The organism is Pseudomonas sp. QTF5 (assembly GCF_000512695.2).
GTDB lineage: Bacteria > Pseudomonadota > Gammaproteobacteria > Pseudomonadales > Pseudomonadaceae > Aquipseudomonas.
In genome coordinates this window covers 12,800-28,185 of sequence record NZ_AZRW02000055.1, presented here as the reverse complement: position 1 = coordinate 28,185, position 15,386 = coordinate 12,800, and the positions used below count along the sequence as shown (strand labels likewise).

Annotated in this window: 14 protein-coding genes; 5 read left to right on the top strand and 9 right to left on the bottom strand. The window is 61.7% G+C overall.

The window, feature by feature from the left end:
* Nucleotides 1-110: 110 nt before the first annotated feature.
* A complete protein-coding gene (locus IC37_RS27185) occupies nt 111-4,442 on the bottom strand; it encodes a DEAD/DEAH box helicase (RefSeq protein ID WP_030131352.1) in 4,332 nt (1,443 codons plus the stop codon).
* Nucleotides 4,443-4,768: 326 nt separating this feature from the next.
* On the opposite strand from IC37_RS27185, the gene IC37_RS27180 reads away from it, so the two are divergent.
* Together IC37_RS27180 and IC37_RS27175 are read left to right on the top strand one after the other, a co-directional pair.
* Nucleotides 4,769-5,653 carry a sugar nucleotide-binding protein gene (locus IC37_RS27180; RefSeq protein ID WP_030131351.1) on the top strand — a complete coding sequence of 295 codons (885 nt, stop codon included), beginning with the start codon at nt 4,769-4,771 and terminating at the stop codon, nt 5,651-5,653.
* Nucleotides 5,646-6,575, top strand: coding sequence for an NAD-dependent epimerase/dehydratase family protein (locus tag IC37_RS27175; protein ID WP_030131350.1), 930 nt, complete (start codon nt 5,646-5,648; stop codon nt 6,573-6,575). The genes IC37_RS27180 and IC37_RS27175 overlap by 8 nt, the downstream gene beginning before the upstream one ends.
* Nucleotides 6,576-6,733: 158 nt before the next feature.
* Here IC37_RS27175 and IC37_RS27170 read toward each other — a convergent pair whose 3' ends face one another.
* The 5 genes from IC37_RS27170 to IC37_RS27150 all read right to left on the bottom strand — a co-directional run bounded on the left by IC37_RS27170 (nt 6,734) and on the right by IC37_RS27150 (nt 10,943).
* Nucleotides 6,734-7,432, bottom strand: coding sequence for an OmpW family protein (locus IC37_RS27170; protein WP_030131349.1), 699 nt, complete (start codon nt 7,430-7,432; stop codon nt 6,734-6,736).
* Nucleotides 7,433-7,663: 231 nt separating this feature from the next.
* On the bottom strand, nt 7,664-8,182 hold the full coding sequence (locus IC37_RS27165) for a DUF3299 domain-containing protein (protein WP_030131348.1): 519 nt from the start codon (nt 8,180-8,182) through the stop codon (nt 7,664-7,666).
* A gap of 11 nt (nt 8,183-8,193) precedes the next feature.
* A complete protein-coding gene (locus IC37_RS27160) occupies nt 8,194-9,459 on the bottom strand; it encodes an ABC transporter permease (RefSeq protein WP_030131347.1) in 1,266 nt (421 codons plus the stop codon).
* Nucleotide 9,460: 1 nt separating this feature from the next.
* Nucleotides 9,461-10,171, bottom strand: coding sequence for an ABC transporter ATP-binding protein (locus IC37_RS27155; protein ID WP_030131346.1), 711 nt, complete (start codon nt 10,169-10,171; stop codon nt 9,461-9,463).
* 163 nt (nt 10,172-10,334) lie between these two features.
* Entirely contained in the window at nt 10,335-10,943 is a 609-nt protein-coding gene (locus tag IC37_RS27150; RefSeq protein WP_030131345.1) for a DUF2796 domain-containing protein, read from the bottom strand.
* 135 nt (nt 10,944-11,078) lie between these two features.
* On the opposite strand from IC37_RS27150, the gene IC37_RS27145 reads away from it, so the two are divergent.
* On the top strand, nt 11,079-11,426 hold the full coding sequence (locus IC37_RS27145) for a hypothetical protein (RefSeq protein WP_030131344.1): 348 nt from the start codon (nt 11,079-11,081) through the stop codon (nt 11,424-11,426).
* A 43-nt stretch (nt 11,427-11,469) separates the two neighbouring features.
* Here the strand turns inward: IC37_RS27145 and trxA are convergent, their stop codons facing one another.
* The 3 genes from trxA to IC37_RS27130 all read right to left on the bottom strand — a co-directional run bounded on the left by trxA (nt 11,470) and on the right by IC37_RS27130 (nt 13,641).
* A complete protein-coding gene (trxA, locus tag IC37_RS27140) occupies nt 11,470-12,342 on the bottom strand; it encodes a thioredoxin (RefSeq protein ID WP_007906841.1) in 873 nt (290 codons plus the stop codon).
* Nucleotides 12,343-12,523: 181 nt separating this feature from the next.
* Nucleotides 12,524-13,180: a methyltransferase gene (locus tag IC37_RS27135; RefSeq protein ID WP_030131343.1), complete on the bottom strand. Its 657-nt coding sequence runs from the start codon at nt 13,178-13,180 to the stop codon at nt 12,524-12,526.
* Nucleotides 13,177-13,641, bottom strand: coding sequence for a YbaY family lipoprotein (locus IC37_RS27130; protein ID WP_030131342.1), 465 nt, complete (start codon nt 13,639-13,641; stop codon nt 13,177-13,179). The genes IC37_RS27135 and IC37_RS27130 overlap by 4 nt, the downstream gene beginning before the upstream one ends.
* A gap of 117 nt (nt 13,642-13,758) precedes the next feature.
* On the opposite strand from IC37_RS27130, the gene nrdR reads away from it, so the two are divergent.
* Together nrdR and ribD are read left to right on the top strand one after the other, a co-directional pair.
* Complete coding sequence (gene nrdR / locus IC37_RS27125) at nt 13,759-14,223, top strand: transcriptional regulator NrdR (protein WP_007906838.1); 465 nt, start codon at nt 13,759-13,761, stop codon at nt 14,221-14,223.
* A complete protein-coding gene (gene ribD, locus IC37_RS27120; protein WP_030131341.1) occupies nt 14,220-15,353 on the top strand; it encodes a bifunctional diaminohydroxyphosphoribosylaminopyrimidine deaminase/5-amino-6-(5-phosphoribosylamino)uracil reductase RibD in 1,134 nt (377 codons plus the stop codon). The genes nrdR and ribD overlap by 4 nt, the downstream gene beginning before the upstream one ends.
* Nucleotides 15,354-15,386 lie beyond the last annotated feature (33 nt).

Genomic DNA, 15,386 nt, shown 5'->3' with positions numbered 1-15,386 from the left:
CAAGCCAAACACGCATCAAAAACAGTATTGCAGAAAAGGGGGTAACCATAGATGTGGGAGCGGCGGTGCGGCGATCCGACTTGCTCGCGAAGGCGCCAGACCAGACGCCATCAATGCCGGGTCAGTTTACTACGCACCTCGCCACTGGCCTGCTGATCCAGCTCCAGCCAAAACTGCTGCTTGCCGGCGATCTCGGCGGCGGCCGGTATGCCGTCGCGATACACCAGTCGATTGCTCGCCAGCGCCGGCACTTTCGTGCCTGGCAACAGGGTGCCGGCAAGGTTCAGCGGATCCACCCCGCACACCGCGATCAGACTTCCATCATGAGGTCGCCGCCGGACTTCGCGCAGTAATGGAATCGCTTCAGGCAACGCAAATTGCTCCCCCGCCAATCCACTGACAAACCGCCCGCCACGAATCTCGCCCCGGGCCTCGAGCCGATGGAACGTGCGCAGCAATTCCCGCCAACTTGGCAACCAATCCGCCTCACGCTCCAGTAAGCGCCAGAACACCACGCCATAACGGCGCAGCAAGGTCATGGCGATGTGTTCCAGGGTTTCTGTGGGTGTGGGCGCCGGACGTTGCTTATCCACAACCGGCGCGGCCGCACCGCGTCGCAACAACGCCCAGCGTCCGGCATCGTCCATCCCGCCGACAAACGCCCCGCGCCCGCGTCGGCTGCTGCGATTCTGGCGTTTGCTGGCCGGGGTGATCAGCGCCCGCAGGCCAGCGAAGCTGTCGGCGTTTACCAGCCCGGCACCCACCAGTTCCTGCAAGGCGATTTCCAGTTCCGAGCGCAGCAGATGGGCTTCGTGAATCAGCTCATCGAAAAACAGTGCGCCGTGCTGACTGAGCGCTTCATGGACTTTTTGCGTTTTGGGCGACAGTTCGCTGACCGGCGTTTGCTCGGTCAAGCCACTCCATAACCCGACCTGACTGCGCGGCAGCAGCAGAATCGGCGTGCTGCGTAATGCCGTGCTGGCGCTCTTGTTGCGTGCGGTCAGGCGGGTCCACACCAGTTTGCCGCTGCGGCACAAATCATCCAGCCAAGTCGCCGAATAGTCTTTGAGCCGCGCTGGCAGAATGTCGCTGTCCCACGCCGAAGCAGCGGCGGGGTAGCCTTCGAACTGGCTGATGATCGCCGGCAACATCGCGCTGCCCTGGCCTCGGGTTGCGGTGGACAGGTGCTGCCAGTCGAACAGAAAACGCATGAAATCCTGCAACGCCACCGGCTCGATTTCCCGTCGCAGCCGTTTGACCGTGTAGCGATGAATCCGTGCCAGCAGATGCCGTTCGCACCATTCTTCTTCACCGGCGCCCGGGGTGAATTGCCCACGCAGTACATAGCCTTCGCGCTCCAGTTGTGCCAAAGCCTGAGTGACTTGAATCGCCGGTAATCCAAGCGGTTCGGCAATCGCATTCAGCGGCAACGGACCAAATGCGCTGAGCCGCGCGCGGATCACTTCCAGCACCGCTTCGTCCGGCTCCCAGGTTTCATCGAAACCGGGCAACGCCTCCAACGGTGGAACCAATGTGGCCTGTGGATAAATCGCCCGCAGGCAGGTCAGTCGTTCCAGCGCCAACCACAGCGATTGCTCGGCGTTGATCTGCAAACGGCTGGCGCGACCACTGTCGACCAGGGCATTCAGCCAATCGAGCCAATTCGGGTTGGCCTGAGCCTCGTTATCGGCGACGCATGCCAGGCTCATCAGCGCTTCATGCATTTCATCAATGCCAGTGGGCGTTGGCCAGGCTTCATCACGTACCGCGGTAATCGCCTCGGCGTCCAGCGCACCGAGATCATCGGTGGACTGCGGATCGCTCCAGCGGCGGTTGAGCACTGCCTGAGTGCGGCGCTCTTCCAGCGGCGCGTCGTCGAGAAAGGTGTAAGGGCGGGCGCTGAGAATCTCCGCCGCCAGTGGCGAAGGCGCTGGCAGATCACGGCTGATCAGGCGGATGTCGCCCTGTTCCATGCGCCGCAACAACGCCAGCCAGCCTTCGCAGTCCATGGCTTCGTGCAGGCAATCGTCGAGGGTTTGTTCCACCAGCGGATGGTCGGGAATCTCGCGCTCGCCGGCGAGGTTTTCCACGCAAGCGATCTGATCGGGAAACACGCTGGCAATCAGGTCTTCGCTTTTCATCCGCTGGATCTGCGGCGGTACTTTGCGTCCGCCGCTGTAGCGCGGCAGCGCCAAAGCGACCCCGGCGTTCCAGCGCCAGCGCACGCCGAACAGTGGGGCCTCGAGCACCGCTTGAATCAAGGTATGTTCGGCACTGTTGCTGTGCAGGTAACGCCAGACGTCCTCCAGCTCGAAACTGTGACCGGTGGACAGCGACAGCACGATGGCGTCCTCGCTGGCGGCGGCCTGCAATTCGAAGTTGAAGGTGCGGCAGAAACGCTTGCGCAGGGCCAGGCCCCAGGCGCGGTTGATGCGGCTGCCGAACGGCGAGTGGATGATCAGTTGCGTACCGCCGGACTCGTCGAAAAATCGCTCCATCAGCAACGTGTCCTGCGACGGCAAGGCACCGAGGGCCAGCCGTGCCCGGGCCAGGTAATCGACCAGTTGCTCGGCACTGGCGAGGTTCAAGCGGAGTACGTCGGTCAGCCAGTCGACGGCTGGCTGCAAGTTGCCGGGCGTGGCGCCGAGCCGCTCATCGAGTTGCGCTTGCAGGCGGGCCACGGCGAACGACAGTTCATCGCTGCGACCCGGTGCTTCACCAAGCCAGAACGGAATGGTTGGCGGTTGGCCCTGAGCGTCTTCGACCCGGACCTTGCCGGTTTCGACCCGCAAGATTCGATACGACGTATTGCCCAGCTGAAAGATATCCCCGGCGATACTTTCCACCGCGAAGTCTTCGTTGACGCTGCCGATGTTCAGCCCTTGAGGCTCCAGCAAAACGCTGTAGTCGGCGTTGTCGGGAATCGTCCCGCCGCTGGTCACGGCGGTCAGCTTGGCGCCTCGACGGCCGCGCAGGGTGCGGCTTACGGCGTCCCGGTGCAGGTAAGCGCTACGAATACCCAGGCGACCGCTGTAACCCTCGGCGAGCATTTGCAGCAGTGCCTGATAGTGCTTTTCGTCGAGCGTGGCGTAAGGCGAGGCGTTGCGCAGCATCTCCAGCAACGCCTGCTCTTGCCATTCCTGACAGCTGACCTCGGCGATGATCTGCTGGGCCAGCACGTCCAGCGGCGCTTCGGGGATCAGCAACGTGTCGAGTTCGCCACGGCGGACGCAATCGAGCAGGGCGGCGCATTCGATCAGATCGTCGCGGGTGGTGGCGAACAACCGGCCCTTGGGCATGCCGCCGACCTGGTGCCCGGAGCGGCCGACCCGTTGCAGAAACCCGGCAATCGAGCGCGGTGAAGCGATCTGGCACACCAGGTCGACGTCGCCAATATCGATCCCCAATTCCAGCGAAGCAGTGGCGATCAGCACTTGCAACTCGCCGCGTTTGAGCCGTTGTTCGGCGTCCAGGCGAAACTCTTTGGCCAGGCTGCCATGGTGGGCGGCAACCGCGTCCTTGCCGAGGCGTTCGCTCAAGTGTCGGCTCAGGCGTTCGGCCAGGCGCCGGGTGTTGACGAAAATCAGCGTGGTCCGGTGTTCACGGGCGAGGGCGGCGAGTCGGTCATAGACCAGTTCCCAGACGTCGTTGGCCATTACCGCCGACAACGGCACGGGTGGCACCTCGATATCGAGATCCCGTGGACGAGCGTGGCCGATGTCGATGATGTCGCAGTCGCGATCACGGCCGACCAAAAAGCGTGACACCGCTTCGATGGGTTTTTGCGTGGCAGACAGGCCGATCCTCACCAGCGGTTGCGAGCGCGATTTATTTAAGGTCAGTGCCTGCAAACGCTCCAGGCTCAGGGCCAGGTGACTGCCGCGCTTGCTGGCGGCAATGGCGTGAATTTCGTCGACGATCACCGTTTGCGTAGTGCCGAGCATTTGCCGGCCGGAGTCGGAGCCGAGCAGCACGTAAAGGGATTCCGGGGTGGTCACCAGAATGTGCGGCGCGGTTTTGCGCATGGCCGAGCGTTCTTTTTGCGGCGTATCGCCGGTGCGCACGGCGGTGCTGATCGGCACGTCGGGCAGGCCCATCACGCGCAACTGTTCGGTGATGCCGGCCAGCGGGTTTTGCAGGTTGATCTGGATGTCGTTGGACAGCGCTTTGAGCGGCGAAACGTAGACCACCAGGGTTTCGTCCGGCAGGCCATCCGGGCTCTCCAGGCCACGATGGACCAGATCGTCGAGCACGGCCAGAAACGCGGTAAGGGTCTTGCCGGAGCCGGTGGGCGCGGCAATCAGGGTTGAACGGCGCTGGCGGATCAACGGCCACGCCCGGGCCTGGGCGGCGGTGGCCGATGGGAAGGTATTGCTGAACCAGGCGCTGACGGCGGGGTGAAAGCCTGCCAGAGCAACGTCCGTGGGGATGGGCAGATTCATGGAGTAATTTATGCGGGTGGGGGCGGGAAGTTGCAAGTACCGCTAACGACCTTTGCCGGCCTTTAGGGCCCCTTCGCGAGCAAGCCCGCTCCCACAGTTGAACAGTGTCGGTCACAAAATGTGAGTACACAGGAAATCCAATGTGGGAGCGGGCTTGCTCGCGAAGGGGGCAGCAGGGTCAACCCAATCCGACGGAACTACACTTTACGGATGACGGTTGCGCACTAAACCCGCAAAATGCAACGATTCCGGCAATTATTGAGGACATCGCCTGCGGGCGCTGTCGATAAAGCCATCGTTCCAATCAGACTGGGCCTGCTGACTCTATGCGAATGCGCCTTATGTTACTGGGCGGCGGAAATGCCCTTGGGCAGGCGCTGATTCGCCTCGGTGCGGAGGAAGACATCGGTTTCCTCGCCCCCCGCCCACCGCAAGACGGCTGGGACGCCGCGAGCCTGACGCAACTGCTCGACGATACCCGTCCGGATGCGTTGATCAATCTCGCCTATTACTTTGACTGGTTCCAGGCGGAGACCGTCAGCGAACAGCGTCTGGCCGGGCAGGAACGCGCCATCGAGCGGCTGGCCGAGCTGTGCCAGCATCACAACATCGTGTTGCTGCAACCGTCGAGTTATCGCGTGTTCGATGGCTCCCGGGCGACCGCCTACAGCGAAAAAGACGAACCGGTACCGCTGGGCTTGCGCGGTCAGGCCTTGTGGCGAATCGAGCAAAGCGTACGCGCCACCTGTCCGCAGCACGTGCTGCTGCGTTTCGGCTGGCTGCTCGATGACAGCCCCGACGGCACCCTCGGACGATTCCTGAGCCGGGCCGAGAAAGCTGAAGAACTGCTAATGGCCGATGACCGTCGCGGTAATCCGACGCCGGTGGACGATGCCGCCCGGGTGATCATTTCGGTGCTCAAGCAACTCGATTGCGCGGCGCCGCTGTGGGGCACTTACCACTACGCCGGGCATGAGGCGACCACGCCGTTGGCACTGGGGCAGGCGATTCTTACCGAAGCACGCGCCCTGCACTCGTTGGCCATTGAAGCACCGACCGCCCAGGCTCACGCCGCGCGGCCCGACGCCGCCGAAGAACCGCAACACGCGGTGCTGGCCTGCAAGAAAATTCTGCACACTTTCGGGATCAAGCCTCGCGCCTGGCGCGCGGCACTCCCGAGCTTACTGGATAGGTTTTATCGCCATGGCTAACGGCCCTGTTTTAATCACCGGCGGCGCCGGTTTCATCGGTTCGCACCTGACCGACGCCTTGCTTGCCAAAGGGCATTCGGTGCGCATTCTCGATGACCTCTCTACCGGCAAACGCAGCAACCTACTGCTGGACAATCCCCTCGTCGAACTGATCGTGGGCGACGTCGCCGATGCCGCACTGGTGGCGCAGGTAATGGTCGGTTGCAGCGCTGTGGCGCACCTGGCCGCTGTGGCCTCGGTGCAGGCCTCGGTGGATGATCCGGTGAAAACGCATCAGAGCAATTTCATCGGCTCGTTGAATGTCTGCGAAGCCATGCGTCAGGCTGGCGTAAAGCGGGTGCTGTTTGCATCCAGCGCCGCGGTCTATGGCAACAACGGAGAAGGCGAATCGATCGACGAAGACACGCCCAAGGCACCGTTGACGCCGTATGCGGCAGACAAGTTGGCGAGCGAGCATTACTTCGATTTCTATCGTCGCCAGCATGATCTGGAACCGGTGGTTTTCCGCTTCTTCAACATCTTCGGCCCGCGTCAGGATCCGTCCTCGCCCTACTCCGGGGTGATTAGCATTTTCAGCGAGCGCGCGCAGAAAGGTTTGCCGATCACCGTGTTTGGCGATGGCGAGCAGACACGGGATTTCGTCTATGTTGAGGACCTGGTCGACGTGCTGGTGCAAGCCATCGAGAAACCGCAGGTCGAAGTCGGCGCGGTGAATGTCGGCTGGAATCAGGCCACTACTCTCAAGCAAATGCTTGAAGCCCTTGAAGCGGTGGTGGGTAAGCTGCCGCCGGTGAGTTATGGCCCGGCGCGTTCCGGAGATATCCGCCATTCACGCGCGAACAACCGACGTTTGCTGGAGCGGTTTACCTACCCGCAGCAGACACCGATGAGTGTCGGCCTGGCGCGGTTGCTGGGGCACTGAGGTTTAGATCGTTCCCATGCTCCGCGTGGGAATGCAGCCAGGGACGCTCCGCGTCCCAAGAGCGGACGCGGAGCGTCCGGTGAGGCATTCCTTTGCTGCGCGTGGGAACGATCAATGAAAAAGGCGCCTGTCGAGGCGCCTTTTTTTTTGCAGCGGGTTTAAAACTTGTAACCCAAACCAACCATGTAAATGAACGGATCCACATCAACGTCGACCTTGGCACGGGTGCCCGGCGCGACGGCGTTGTTTTCCACGGTCGCGGTGGTGTCGATGTCGATGTAACGTACTTGGGCGTTGATCATCACATTGTCGGTCAGCATGTAATCGGCGCCGACCTGCCAGGCCAGGCCCCAGGAGTTTTCTGTCTTGAAGTTGCTGAAGCCGTTGGCGCTGGCTTCGCTGCTGACGTGCTCATCGTAGATCCAGGTGTAGTTGATACCGCCACCAATGTACGGCTGGAACGCGGACTTGGCGTCCAGCGGGTAGTAGACCAGGCTCAGGGTTGGCGGCAGGTGTTTGAGGGTGCCGAGTTTGCCGTTGGCGGCGCCGAGGGCGGTGCCTTTGAGTTTCACGTCATGCTCGAACGGCGAGGCCGCGAGCAGTTCGATCCCCAGATGGTTGGTGATCATGTAAGCGAAGTTCAGGCCCAATTGCGTGTCGCTGCTCATGGTGGCCTTGCCACCCAGATCGGCGCCCTTCAACGGACCTTGATCGACCTTGACGCTGGAGCTGTCGGCTTCCGGGTTGACGGTGATCGCACCGGCCCGAACGATGATGTCACCGGCGGTGTGAGCATGGACGAGCGGGGCTGCGAGCGCGAGGGCGAATAGCGAAGCGCAGAGCGCGGACTTGTGCATGGGGGCTCCAAAGGACGTTAAAAATGTTCGATGTCCAATGGTAGGGATCCAACTGATACGGTCTTTTGATTCAGCTCAATGAAACAGTGATGGGCCCGATTTTTGCGCAGACTTCAAAGGCCCCTTCGCGAGCAAACCCGCTCCCACACTGGATCTCCTGACATCAGAGATCAATGTGGGAGCGGGCTTGCTCGCGAAAGCTATCGATCAAACAACACACAACCACCAGATTCACTCCGGCAATTCATACACATAAATCTTGTCCGCCTCCATCTGATACCCGGCATCCGCCAACTCGCTGGTGGACGCCTTGACCTGCAATGCACCTTCGATCCAGTACGGTTGATACAGCTCATCAAGCTTCACGCCAACTTCGCTTTTTACATGCACGATCTGGTTCGACGGAGGAGGTGGCACATGGATGCAGGCGCCGAAATACGGCACCAGCAGAAACTCCGTGGTGCGGCCTTCTTCACTGACTTCCAGCGGCACGATGTACCCCGGTAAACGAATGTTCTTGCCGTCGAGGCTCTTCACCACCGGGGCGTTCGGCATGTCCTGCTTGGCCGCTGGAGCCGATTCTGCGGACAACGCGTCGCTCATCTTCGACAGGTCATGCAGCGGCGTCATGTTCGGCACTTCTGGAGCAGCATCCGGCGGGATCATTTCCGACCAGGTCAGGTCTTTCGGTTCGGCCGCCCACAGCGGAAGGGCAACCAGCATCAATAGCGCAAGCAGGGCGCGGGGCATTTTCAACGTCCTCATAGTCGGATCGACAAGCCATCGGCCAGGGATTGGCGATACGCGCGCCAGGCCGGAACGCTGCCCATCAGCAGCGCGGCGATCAGGATGCCACCGAGCAGCGTCCATTCATATTCGCTCGGCCAGGCCAGCGGCAAGTACAAGCCGTAATTCGCCTGCACGTAACCCTGCGCCACAGCGATGCACACATACAGCAGCGCCACGCCGGCAATCACTCCGGACAACGCCAGGGCAAAGGCTTCCAGCACCAGCAAGGTCGCGATATGCCACGGCCTAGCGCCGACCGAACGCAGAATCGCCATCTCGCGGCGTCGTTCATTGAGGCTGGTGAGAATCGCCGTGAGCATTCCGATCAACCCGGTCAGCACCACGAACAGCGAGACCACGAACAAGGCTTTTTCCGCCGTGCTCATCAAACTCCACAACTCCTGCAATGCCACACCCGGCAGGATCGCCAGCATCGGTTCGCCACGGAATTCGTTGATCTCCCGTTGCAGTGCAAACGTCGAAATCTTGCTGTTGAGGCCAAGCATGAACGCAGTGATCGCTTGCGGCGTCAGGTCCATGTTGCGCGCCTGGTCGGCACTGATCCGGCCGTTACCGCGCGCCGGCACGCCGTTGTGCCAGTCGACGTGAATCGCTTCCATCCCGCCGAGGCTGATGTGCAGCGTGCGGTCCACCGGGGTGCCTGTGCGTTGGAGAATGCCGACCACGGTGAACGGTTTGTCGTCGTGTTTGACCAGGCTGATCGCCGCTACGCCATGGGCCAGCACCAGTTTGTCGCCGAGCTTGTAATGCAGCGCTTCGGCCACTTCAGCGCCGAGTACCACTTCGAATGGATCGCTGGCGAAGGCGCGGCCATCGGCCAGTTCGAGGTGTTGTCGATGGCCGTACTGGTAATGCTCGAAGTACGCCTCGGTGGTGCCCATCACCCGATAACCGCGATGGGAATCGCCGAGGGACATCGGGATCGCCCACTTCACTTTCGGGTTGTTGGCGAAATGTTCGAAGCTGTCCCAGCGGATGTTGTTGGTAGCGTTGCCGATGCGGAACACCGAGTACAACAGCAGGTTCACTGAACCGGAGCGCGCGCCGACGATCAGGTCGGTGCCGCTGATGGTGCTGGCGAAACTGGCCTTGGCTTCGGTGCGCACCCGCTCCACCGCCAGCAGCAAGCAGACCGACAGGGCGATGGCAAATGCGGTGAGGATCGCGGTGAAGCGACGGTTAGCCAGGCTGGCCATGGCTAGACGAAACAAATACATCTCAGACCTCGGACGGGGTGGCGGCGCGATTAAGATCGGCCAGCGACAGGTGGCGATCGAACAGCGGCGCGAGGCTCTGGTCATGGCTGACAAACAACAGGCTCGACCCGGCTTCGCGGCATTCGGCGAACAGCAGGCGAATGAAGTTTTCGCGGGCGTCGTAGTCCAGCGCCGAGGTCGGTTCGTCGGCGATCACCAGTTCCGGCTGACCGATCAACGCACGTGCGGCGGCGACGCGTTGCTGCTGGCCGATGGACAGCGAATCGGCGCGACGGCTGAGCAGGTTTTGGTCGGTCAAACCCAAGTGAGCGAGCAGAGTGGCTGCCGCCTGATCGACACTGCCGTGACGTTGTTTCGCCCGTTCGGCGCGCAGCTTGGAGAAGTGGCAGGGCAACTCGACGTTCTCGCGCACCGAGAGAAATGGCAGCAAGTTGAACTGCTGGAAGATGTAGCCGGTGTGATCGACGCGGAAGTGGTCGCGGGCGCCGGCAGAGAGTTCGGTCAGCTCCTGGCCGAGCAATCGAATACTGCCGCGATCAGGCTTTTGCACACCGCCGAGCAGACTGAGCAGGGTGGTCTTGCCGCTGCCGCTGGGGCCTTTGAGGAACAGGGTTTCACCCGGCATAAGGCGAAACGCCGGGATATCCAGCAGCGGCGGATGACCGGGCCAGCTGAAGCCCAGGTTGGACAGTTCGATGAGTGCTTGGGTCATGTGAAACCGGTCAGGTTGGTGGTGATCCCTGTGGGAGCGGGCTTGGTCCGGGCGGCGTTCCGACGAAAGCGGTGTGTCAGTCACATCATTGCTATATGTGCTGCCGTCTTCGCGAGCAAGTCGAATCGTCGCACCGCCGCTCCCACATTGGATTGGTGTCGGATCAGAATTTCAGGGCGGCAGCCTTGGCCGTCACTTCAACCCCTTGCTGCCCGCTCGGGCTGATCAGTTGTACCTGAATCTTCTGGGTGGCCGGGAATGTGTTGAAGATATTCGCCAAATCCAGGGTCTTCAGCGCGCCCGGGGCCGAGCAGCTGAATTGGTAATGGGCGTGGATCTCGCTGTGGTCATGGTGATGCTCGTGACCGTCCTTGGCGTCTTCTTCATCATGGTCATCGGCATCCGGTTTGTCACCGAACAGCGGGCTTTCCAGTTCCTGAGTCGCGACCACACAACCGGCGGCTTTCGGCAGGTTGAACAGCACCAGCGGTTTTTCCAGCTGCGCGCGGACGGCGGCGACTTTGGCCTTGTCGGCGTCGGTGGTGGCGGCGTGTTCGAAGCCCACCAGGTTCATTGCCGGACTTTCCAGCTCCAGTTCCAGAGTCTGGCCATCCAGCGCCGCGTTCAGGCGACCGACGCCATGCTCGTGGGCGCTGAGGCTGCCGTGCTCTTCATCATGAGCATGGTCGTGAACATGATCATGCTCGACCGCCGCATGGGCGACAGCCAGCGGCAACAAGGCAAACGGCAAAGCGAGCAGCAGACGGCGCATGACGGGTCTCCGGAAAGTAAAATGAAAAATTTGTTATGTAATCTTATAACGAAAGCGCGGAGAGTTTGACCGTCTGCTTGGCGTTGCGCAAGACCCATGGGACCATGCGAGTCAGGTATGTGCAGGAGCAGACTTATGTTGCGAATACGCGGAAGCATCGGCGACTGGCCGGTGGATTTGACCCTGGAACTGGATGAGGGCGACTGGGCACAGCTCGGTGCACAGTTGCAGGCAGCAAAACCCGAGGCGAGTGCTACGCCCGTCAAACCGGTGAATCAGGACGATGCGCTGTGGCAGATCGCCCAAGAGTTGCTGCGCAAGGCCGGGCAATTGAGCGGGCCGGATTTGCTGGAGCAACTGGAAGGGCTGACGGGCAGCGCAGCGGCGGGCAAGCGCTTGTTGGTGCGCTTGCGCCACAGTGCCAATGTCAAAGTGGTGAGCGGCGGGGATACGCCGCTGTACAGCTGGATCGAGCCAGCGTAGGAGCTGCCGAAGGTTCGGGCCGCGTTCGGACGATTTTTTGATTTTAATAGAGCGCAGCAAACAACTTGCGACGGTACGTGGTCACCAGCGGGTGATCGTTGCCCAGCAGTTCGAACACCTGCAGCAAGGTCTTGTGCGGCAAGCCTTCGCTGTAGCTGCGATTGCGGATGAACAGTTTCAGCAAGGCATCCAGCGCCGCGTCGTATTGCTGACGGGCCAGTTGCTGGATCGCCAGTTGATAGACCGCTTCATCGTCCTGCGGGTTTTTCGCCAGACGCGCTTTCAGGTCTGCCGCATCCGGCAAGTCCCTGGCCTGACCGAGAAACTGGATCTGCGCCTTGGCGCCGGCCAGCGCGGCCTTGTGTTCATCGGTCTTGACCGCGTCGAGCACGATTTGCGCTTCACCCAGCTCGCCGCGCTCGGTGAGGCAGCGGGCGTAGAGAATCAGTGCCTTGGCGTTGGTGTTGTCTTCAGCCAGCAGTACTTTGAGCGTGGCTTCGGCGTCGGCATAGCGGCCGTCATCGAACAGCGCCTGAGCCTGTTCGAACGGGTCGGCAGCAGCGGGCGGCGGCATTTGCACGTGGGGTTCGAGCATCGTGCGTACAGCGGATTCCGGTTGCGCACCGGCAAAACCGTCCACCGGTTGACCGTCCTTGAACAGCACCACCGTCGGCAGGCTGCGAATGCCGAAGCGTGCAACGATGTCCTGCTCGATGTCGCAGTTAACCTTGGCCAGCAGCAACTCGCCCTGATAGCTCTCGGCGATGGTTTGCAGCATCGGCATCAAGGCCTTGCACGGCGCACACCATTCGGCCCAGAAATCCACCAGCACCGGTTTGTGAAAAGAGTTCTCGATCACCGACTGGTCGAAATCGGCAGTCGTGGCGTCGAAAATGTACGGCGTTTCCTGACTCATGGGGGATCTCGTAAAGGCGTGAATGTGGTCACTATAAGGCTTCGCGAGGGGCTGCTGAAAGTCGTAACACTGATCGTTCCCATGCTCCGCGTGGGAATGCAGCCCGGGACGCTCCGCGTCCCTTCGTACGGCGTAACGCAGAGCGTCACTGGAGGCATTCCCACGCGGAGCGTGGGAACGATCATGTCCGGGTGGCATGGTAAAGGCTCACATGCCGAAACTCTTCAGGTTCGGCCAGATCCGGCAAGGTCATCGCTTCCAGCATTTCAATGCGCCGATACAACGGATGGCGAAAATCCCTCACCCGCGAATCCGCCACTAACGCTTCCCGGCCACGGCTGAGAAACTCGTCGAGCAACGGCAGATTTGCCCGGTCGTACAACACATCGGCCACCAGAATCAGATCAAACCGATCCGCCTCGGCGAAAAAATCCGTCGAGTAGCTGAGTTGCACGCCATTGAGTTCGGCATTCGCCCGACACGCGGCAATCGCCAACGGGTCCAGATCACAGGCCACCACTTCCAGTGCCCCGGCTTTCACCGCCGCAATCCCCGCCACCCCGGAACCGGCGCCGAAATCCAGCACCCGTTTACCTTCGACCCATTGCGGGTACTCGGCGAGATAACGAGCCACGGCCAGCCCACTGGCCCAGCAGAAACTCCAGTACGGCGGCTCATGGAGAATCCGTCGGGTTTCTTCCGGGCTGAAGGCACGGTCCATGTTGTCGCCGTCGATCAGCCAGAGTTTCAGCTCGGTGCCCGGTAACTCACAGGCTACAAGCTGTGCATCGCCGAGCAGTTCACCTAACGCCTGTTGCAGGTCGAGCGGTGCAATCATGGCGCTTTGACGAATTGCAGTTGGCCCAATGCCTGGGTGGTTGGCTGTGTGACCATTTGTGCCGGCAGATGCAGAATCAACTGCCCGGACTGGCTGGCGCGGCCGCGAAGTTCGACGCGGGCACCGGCCGGAAAGGATTCGGGACTGAAGCGCAGGCGAAACGGCAACAGCTGATTGGTGCCGATCAGGTTGGCACTGGCCAGCAATTGTTGCGGACGATCCTTTTCGTCGATCACCAGCAACGCCAGTTCGACTTCGGCTCCGGCCGGCACGCCCTGCAAGGTGCCGCTCAGTTCACGTTGATAAGCCGGCAGCGGACCGAGCTCGGCCGACGCCTTGGCTTTCTTCTGCGCCTGTTGCGGTGCAGGGCCGGGTGTCGGCGGCTGGGATTTGGGCGCATCGCTGCCACAGGCCACTAGCAGGCTGAAAAGACTGAGCAAAACGAGCGGTCGTAACGGCATTGGCGGCTCCAGCAAATGAAATCCATATACAGCCAGTCTGTATACCGCAAACCCTATGGCTTGTCTTGCCACGGGGATGCGCTACCATGGCCCTCCCATTTTTTGTTGCCTGCCACCATGCACTGTCCCTTCTGCGGTGCCAACGACACCAAGGTCATCGACTCGCGTCTGGTCGCCGAGGGCGAACAGGTGCGCCGCCGGCGTGAATGCCTGGCCTGCGGCGAACGTTTCACGACGTTTGAAACCGCTGAACTGGTGTTGCCGCGCCTGATCAAAACCGACGGCAGTCGCCAGCCGTTCGACGAAGAAAAACTCCGTGCCGGCATGCAGCGGGCGCTGGAGAAGCGCCCGGTGAGTGTCGAGCGCCTCGAATCGTCGCTGGTGCACATCAAACACAAGCTGCGCGCCACCGGCGAACGCGAGGTCAAATCCCTCGTGGTCGGCGAACTGGTGATGGCCGAGCTGAAAAAGCTTGATGAAGTCGCCTATATCCGCTTCGCTTCGGTGTATCGACGCTTCCAGGACCTCAACGAGTTCCGCGAAGAGATCGATCGCCTCGCCCGTGAGCCGGTGAAAGAATGACCACACCTCCCGAACAAGCCATCCTCGACGCGCATTACATGGCCCGGGCCCTGGAGCTGGCGCGCAAAGGTCATTACACGACACATCCCAACCCCCGGGTTGGCTGCGTGGTGGTGCGTGACGGGCAGATTGTCGGCGAAGGCTGGCATGTGCGCACCGGCGAGCCCCACGCCGAAGTCCACGCCCTGCGCGCTGCTGGCGACAAGGCGCGAGGCGCCACGGCTTACGTGACCCTCGAACCTTGCAGCCACCACGGCCGTACCCCGCCTTGCGCCGATGCGCTGGTGAATGCCGGTGTGGCGCGCGTCGTTGCGGCCATGCAGGACCCGAACCCGGAAGTCGCCGGTCGCGGTCTGGAGCGCCTGGCCCAGGCCGGTATTGCCACTGAAAGCGGCGTGTTGGAAGGCGAGGCGCGCAAGCTCAATCAAGGCTTCCTCAAACGCATGGAACATGGCTTGCCGTTCGTGCGGGTCAAGTTGGCCATGAGCCTCGACGGTCGCACGGCGATGGAAAGCGGCGAGAGCCAGTGGATCACAGGTACAGCGGCGCGTTCGGCGGTACAACGGCTACGCGCTCAGGCCAGTGTGGTGCTGACCGGCGCCGACACGGTGCTTGCGGACAATGCGCGTTTGACCGTGCGTGCCGACGAATTGGGTCTGGACGCTGAACAGACCGCGTTGGCCATGAGCCGCCCGCCGCTTCGCGTGCTGATCGACGGGCGCTTGCGGGTGCCGCTGGATGCACCGTTCTTCAAGGCCGGTCCGGCACTGGTCGCCACTTGTGTCGCGGTAGAAGAACAGTACGCCAACGGCCCGGAATGCCTGATCGTGCCGGGCGATGATGGCCAGGTCGATCTGCATCAGTTGCTGGTCGAGCTTGCCAACCGTGGCGTCAATGACGTGCTGGTCGAAGCGGGCCCGCGACTGGCTGGCGCGTTTGCCCAGCTCGGGCTGGTGGATGAGTTCCAGATCTTCATCGCCGGCAAGTTTCTCGGCTCCTCGGCCCGACCCTTACTGGACTGGCCACTGGCGCAGATGAAAGACGCGCCCGAGCTCAAAATCACCGAAATCCGCGCGGTTGGCGATGACTGGCGAGTCATTGCCATTCCTCTGCCAGCGGCCAGCGTATAATTCCCGGCCATTGCTCTAGCGCTGGCTCTGTTC

What these genes read in the sequence shown, in the direction of transcription:
- IC37_RS27175 (WP_030131350.1), top strand. Translation starts at nt 5,646, where the DNA reads ATGGCTAACGGCCCTGTTTTAATCACCGGCGGCGCCGGTTTCATCGGT.
- IC37_RS27180 (WP_030131351.1), top strand. Translation starts at nt 4,769, where the DNA reads ATGCGAATGCGCCTTATGTTACTGGGCGGCGGAAATGCCCTTGGGCAG.
- IC37_RS27155 (WP_030131346.1), bottom strand. Translation starts at nt 10,171, where the DNA reads ATGACCCAAGCACTCATCGAACTGTCCAACCTGGGCTTCAGCTGGCCC.
- IC37_RS27170 (WP_030131349.1), bottom strand. Translation starts at nt 7,432, where the DNA reads ATGCACAAGTCCGCGCTCTGCGCTTCGCTATTCGCCCTCGCGCTCGCA.
- IC37_RS27145 (WP_030131344.1), top strand. Translation starts at nt 11,079, where the DNA reads ATGTTGCGAATACGCGGAAGCATCGGCGACTGGCCGGTGGATTTGACC.
- IC37_RS27185 (WP_030131352.1), bottom strand. Translation starts at nt 4,442, where the DNA reads ATGAATCTGCCCATCCCCACGGACGTTGCTCTGGCAGGCTTTCACCCC.
- IC37_RS27135 (WP_030131343.1), bottom strand. Translation starts at nt 13,180, where the DNA reads ATGATTGCACCGCTCGACCTGCAACAGGCGTTAGGTGAACTGCTCGGC.
- nrdR (WP_007906838.1), top strand. Translation starts at nt 13,759, where the DNA reads ATGCACTGTCCCTTCTGCGGTGCCAACGACACCAAGGTCATCGACTCG.
- IC37_RS27150 (WP_030131345.1), bottom strand. Translation starts at nt 10,943, where the DNA reads ATGCGCCGTCTGCTGCTCGCTTTGCCGTTTGCCTTGTTGCCGCTGGCT.
- trxA (WP_007906841.1), bottom strand. Translation starts at nt 12,342, where the DNA reads ATGAGTCAGGAAACGCCGTACATTTTCGACGCCACGACTGCCGATTTC.
- ribD (WP_030131341.1), top strand. Translation starts at nt 14,220, where the DNA reads ATGACCACACCTCCCGAACAAGCCATCCTCGACGCGCATTACATGGCC.
- IC37_RS27165 (WP_030131348.1), bottom strand. Translation starts at nt 8,182, where the DNA reads ATGCCCCGCGCCCTGCTTGCGCTATTGATGCTGGTTGCCCTTCCGCTG.
- IC37_RS27160 (WP_030131347.1), bottom strand. Translation starts at nt 9,459, where the DNA reads ATGTATTTGTTTCGTCTAGCCATGGCCAGCCTGGCTAACCGTCGCTTC.
- IC37_RS27130 (WP_030131342.1), bottom strand. Translation starts at nt 13,641, where the DNA reads ATGCCGTTACGACCGCTCGTTTTGCTCAGTCTTTTCAGCCTGCTAGTG.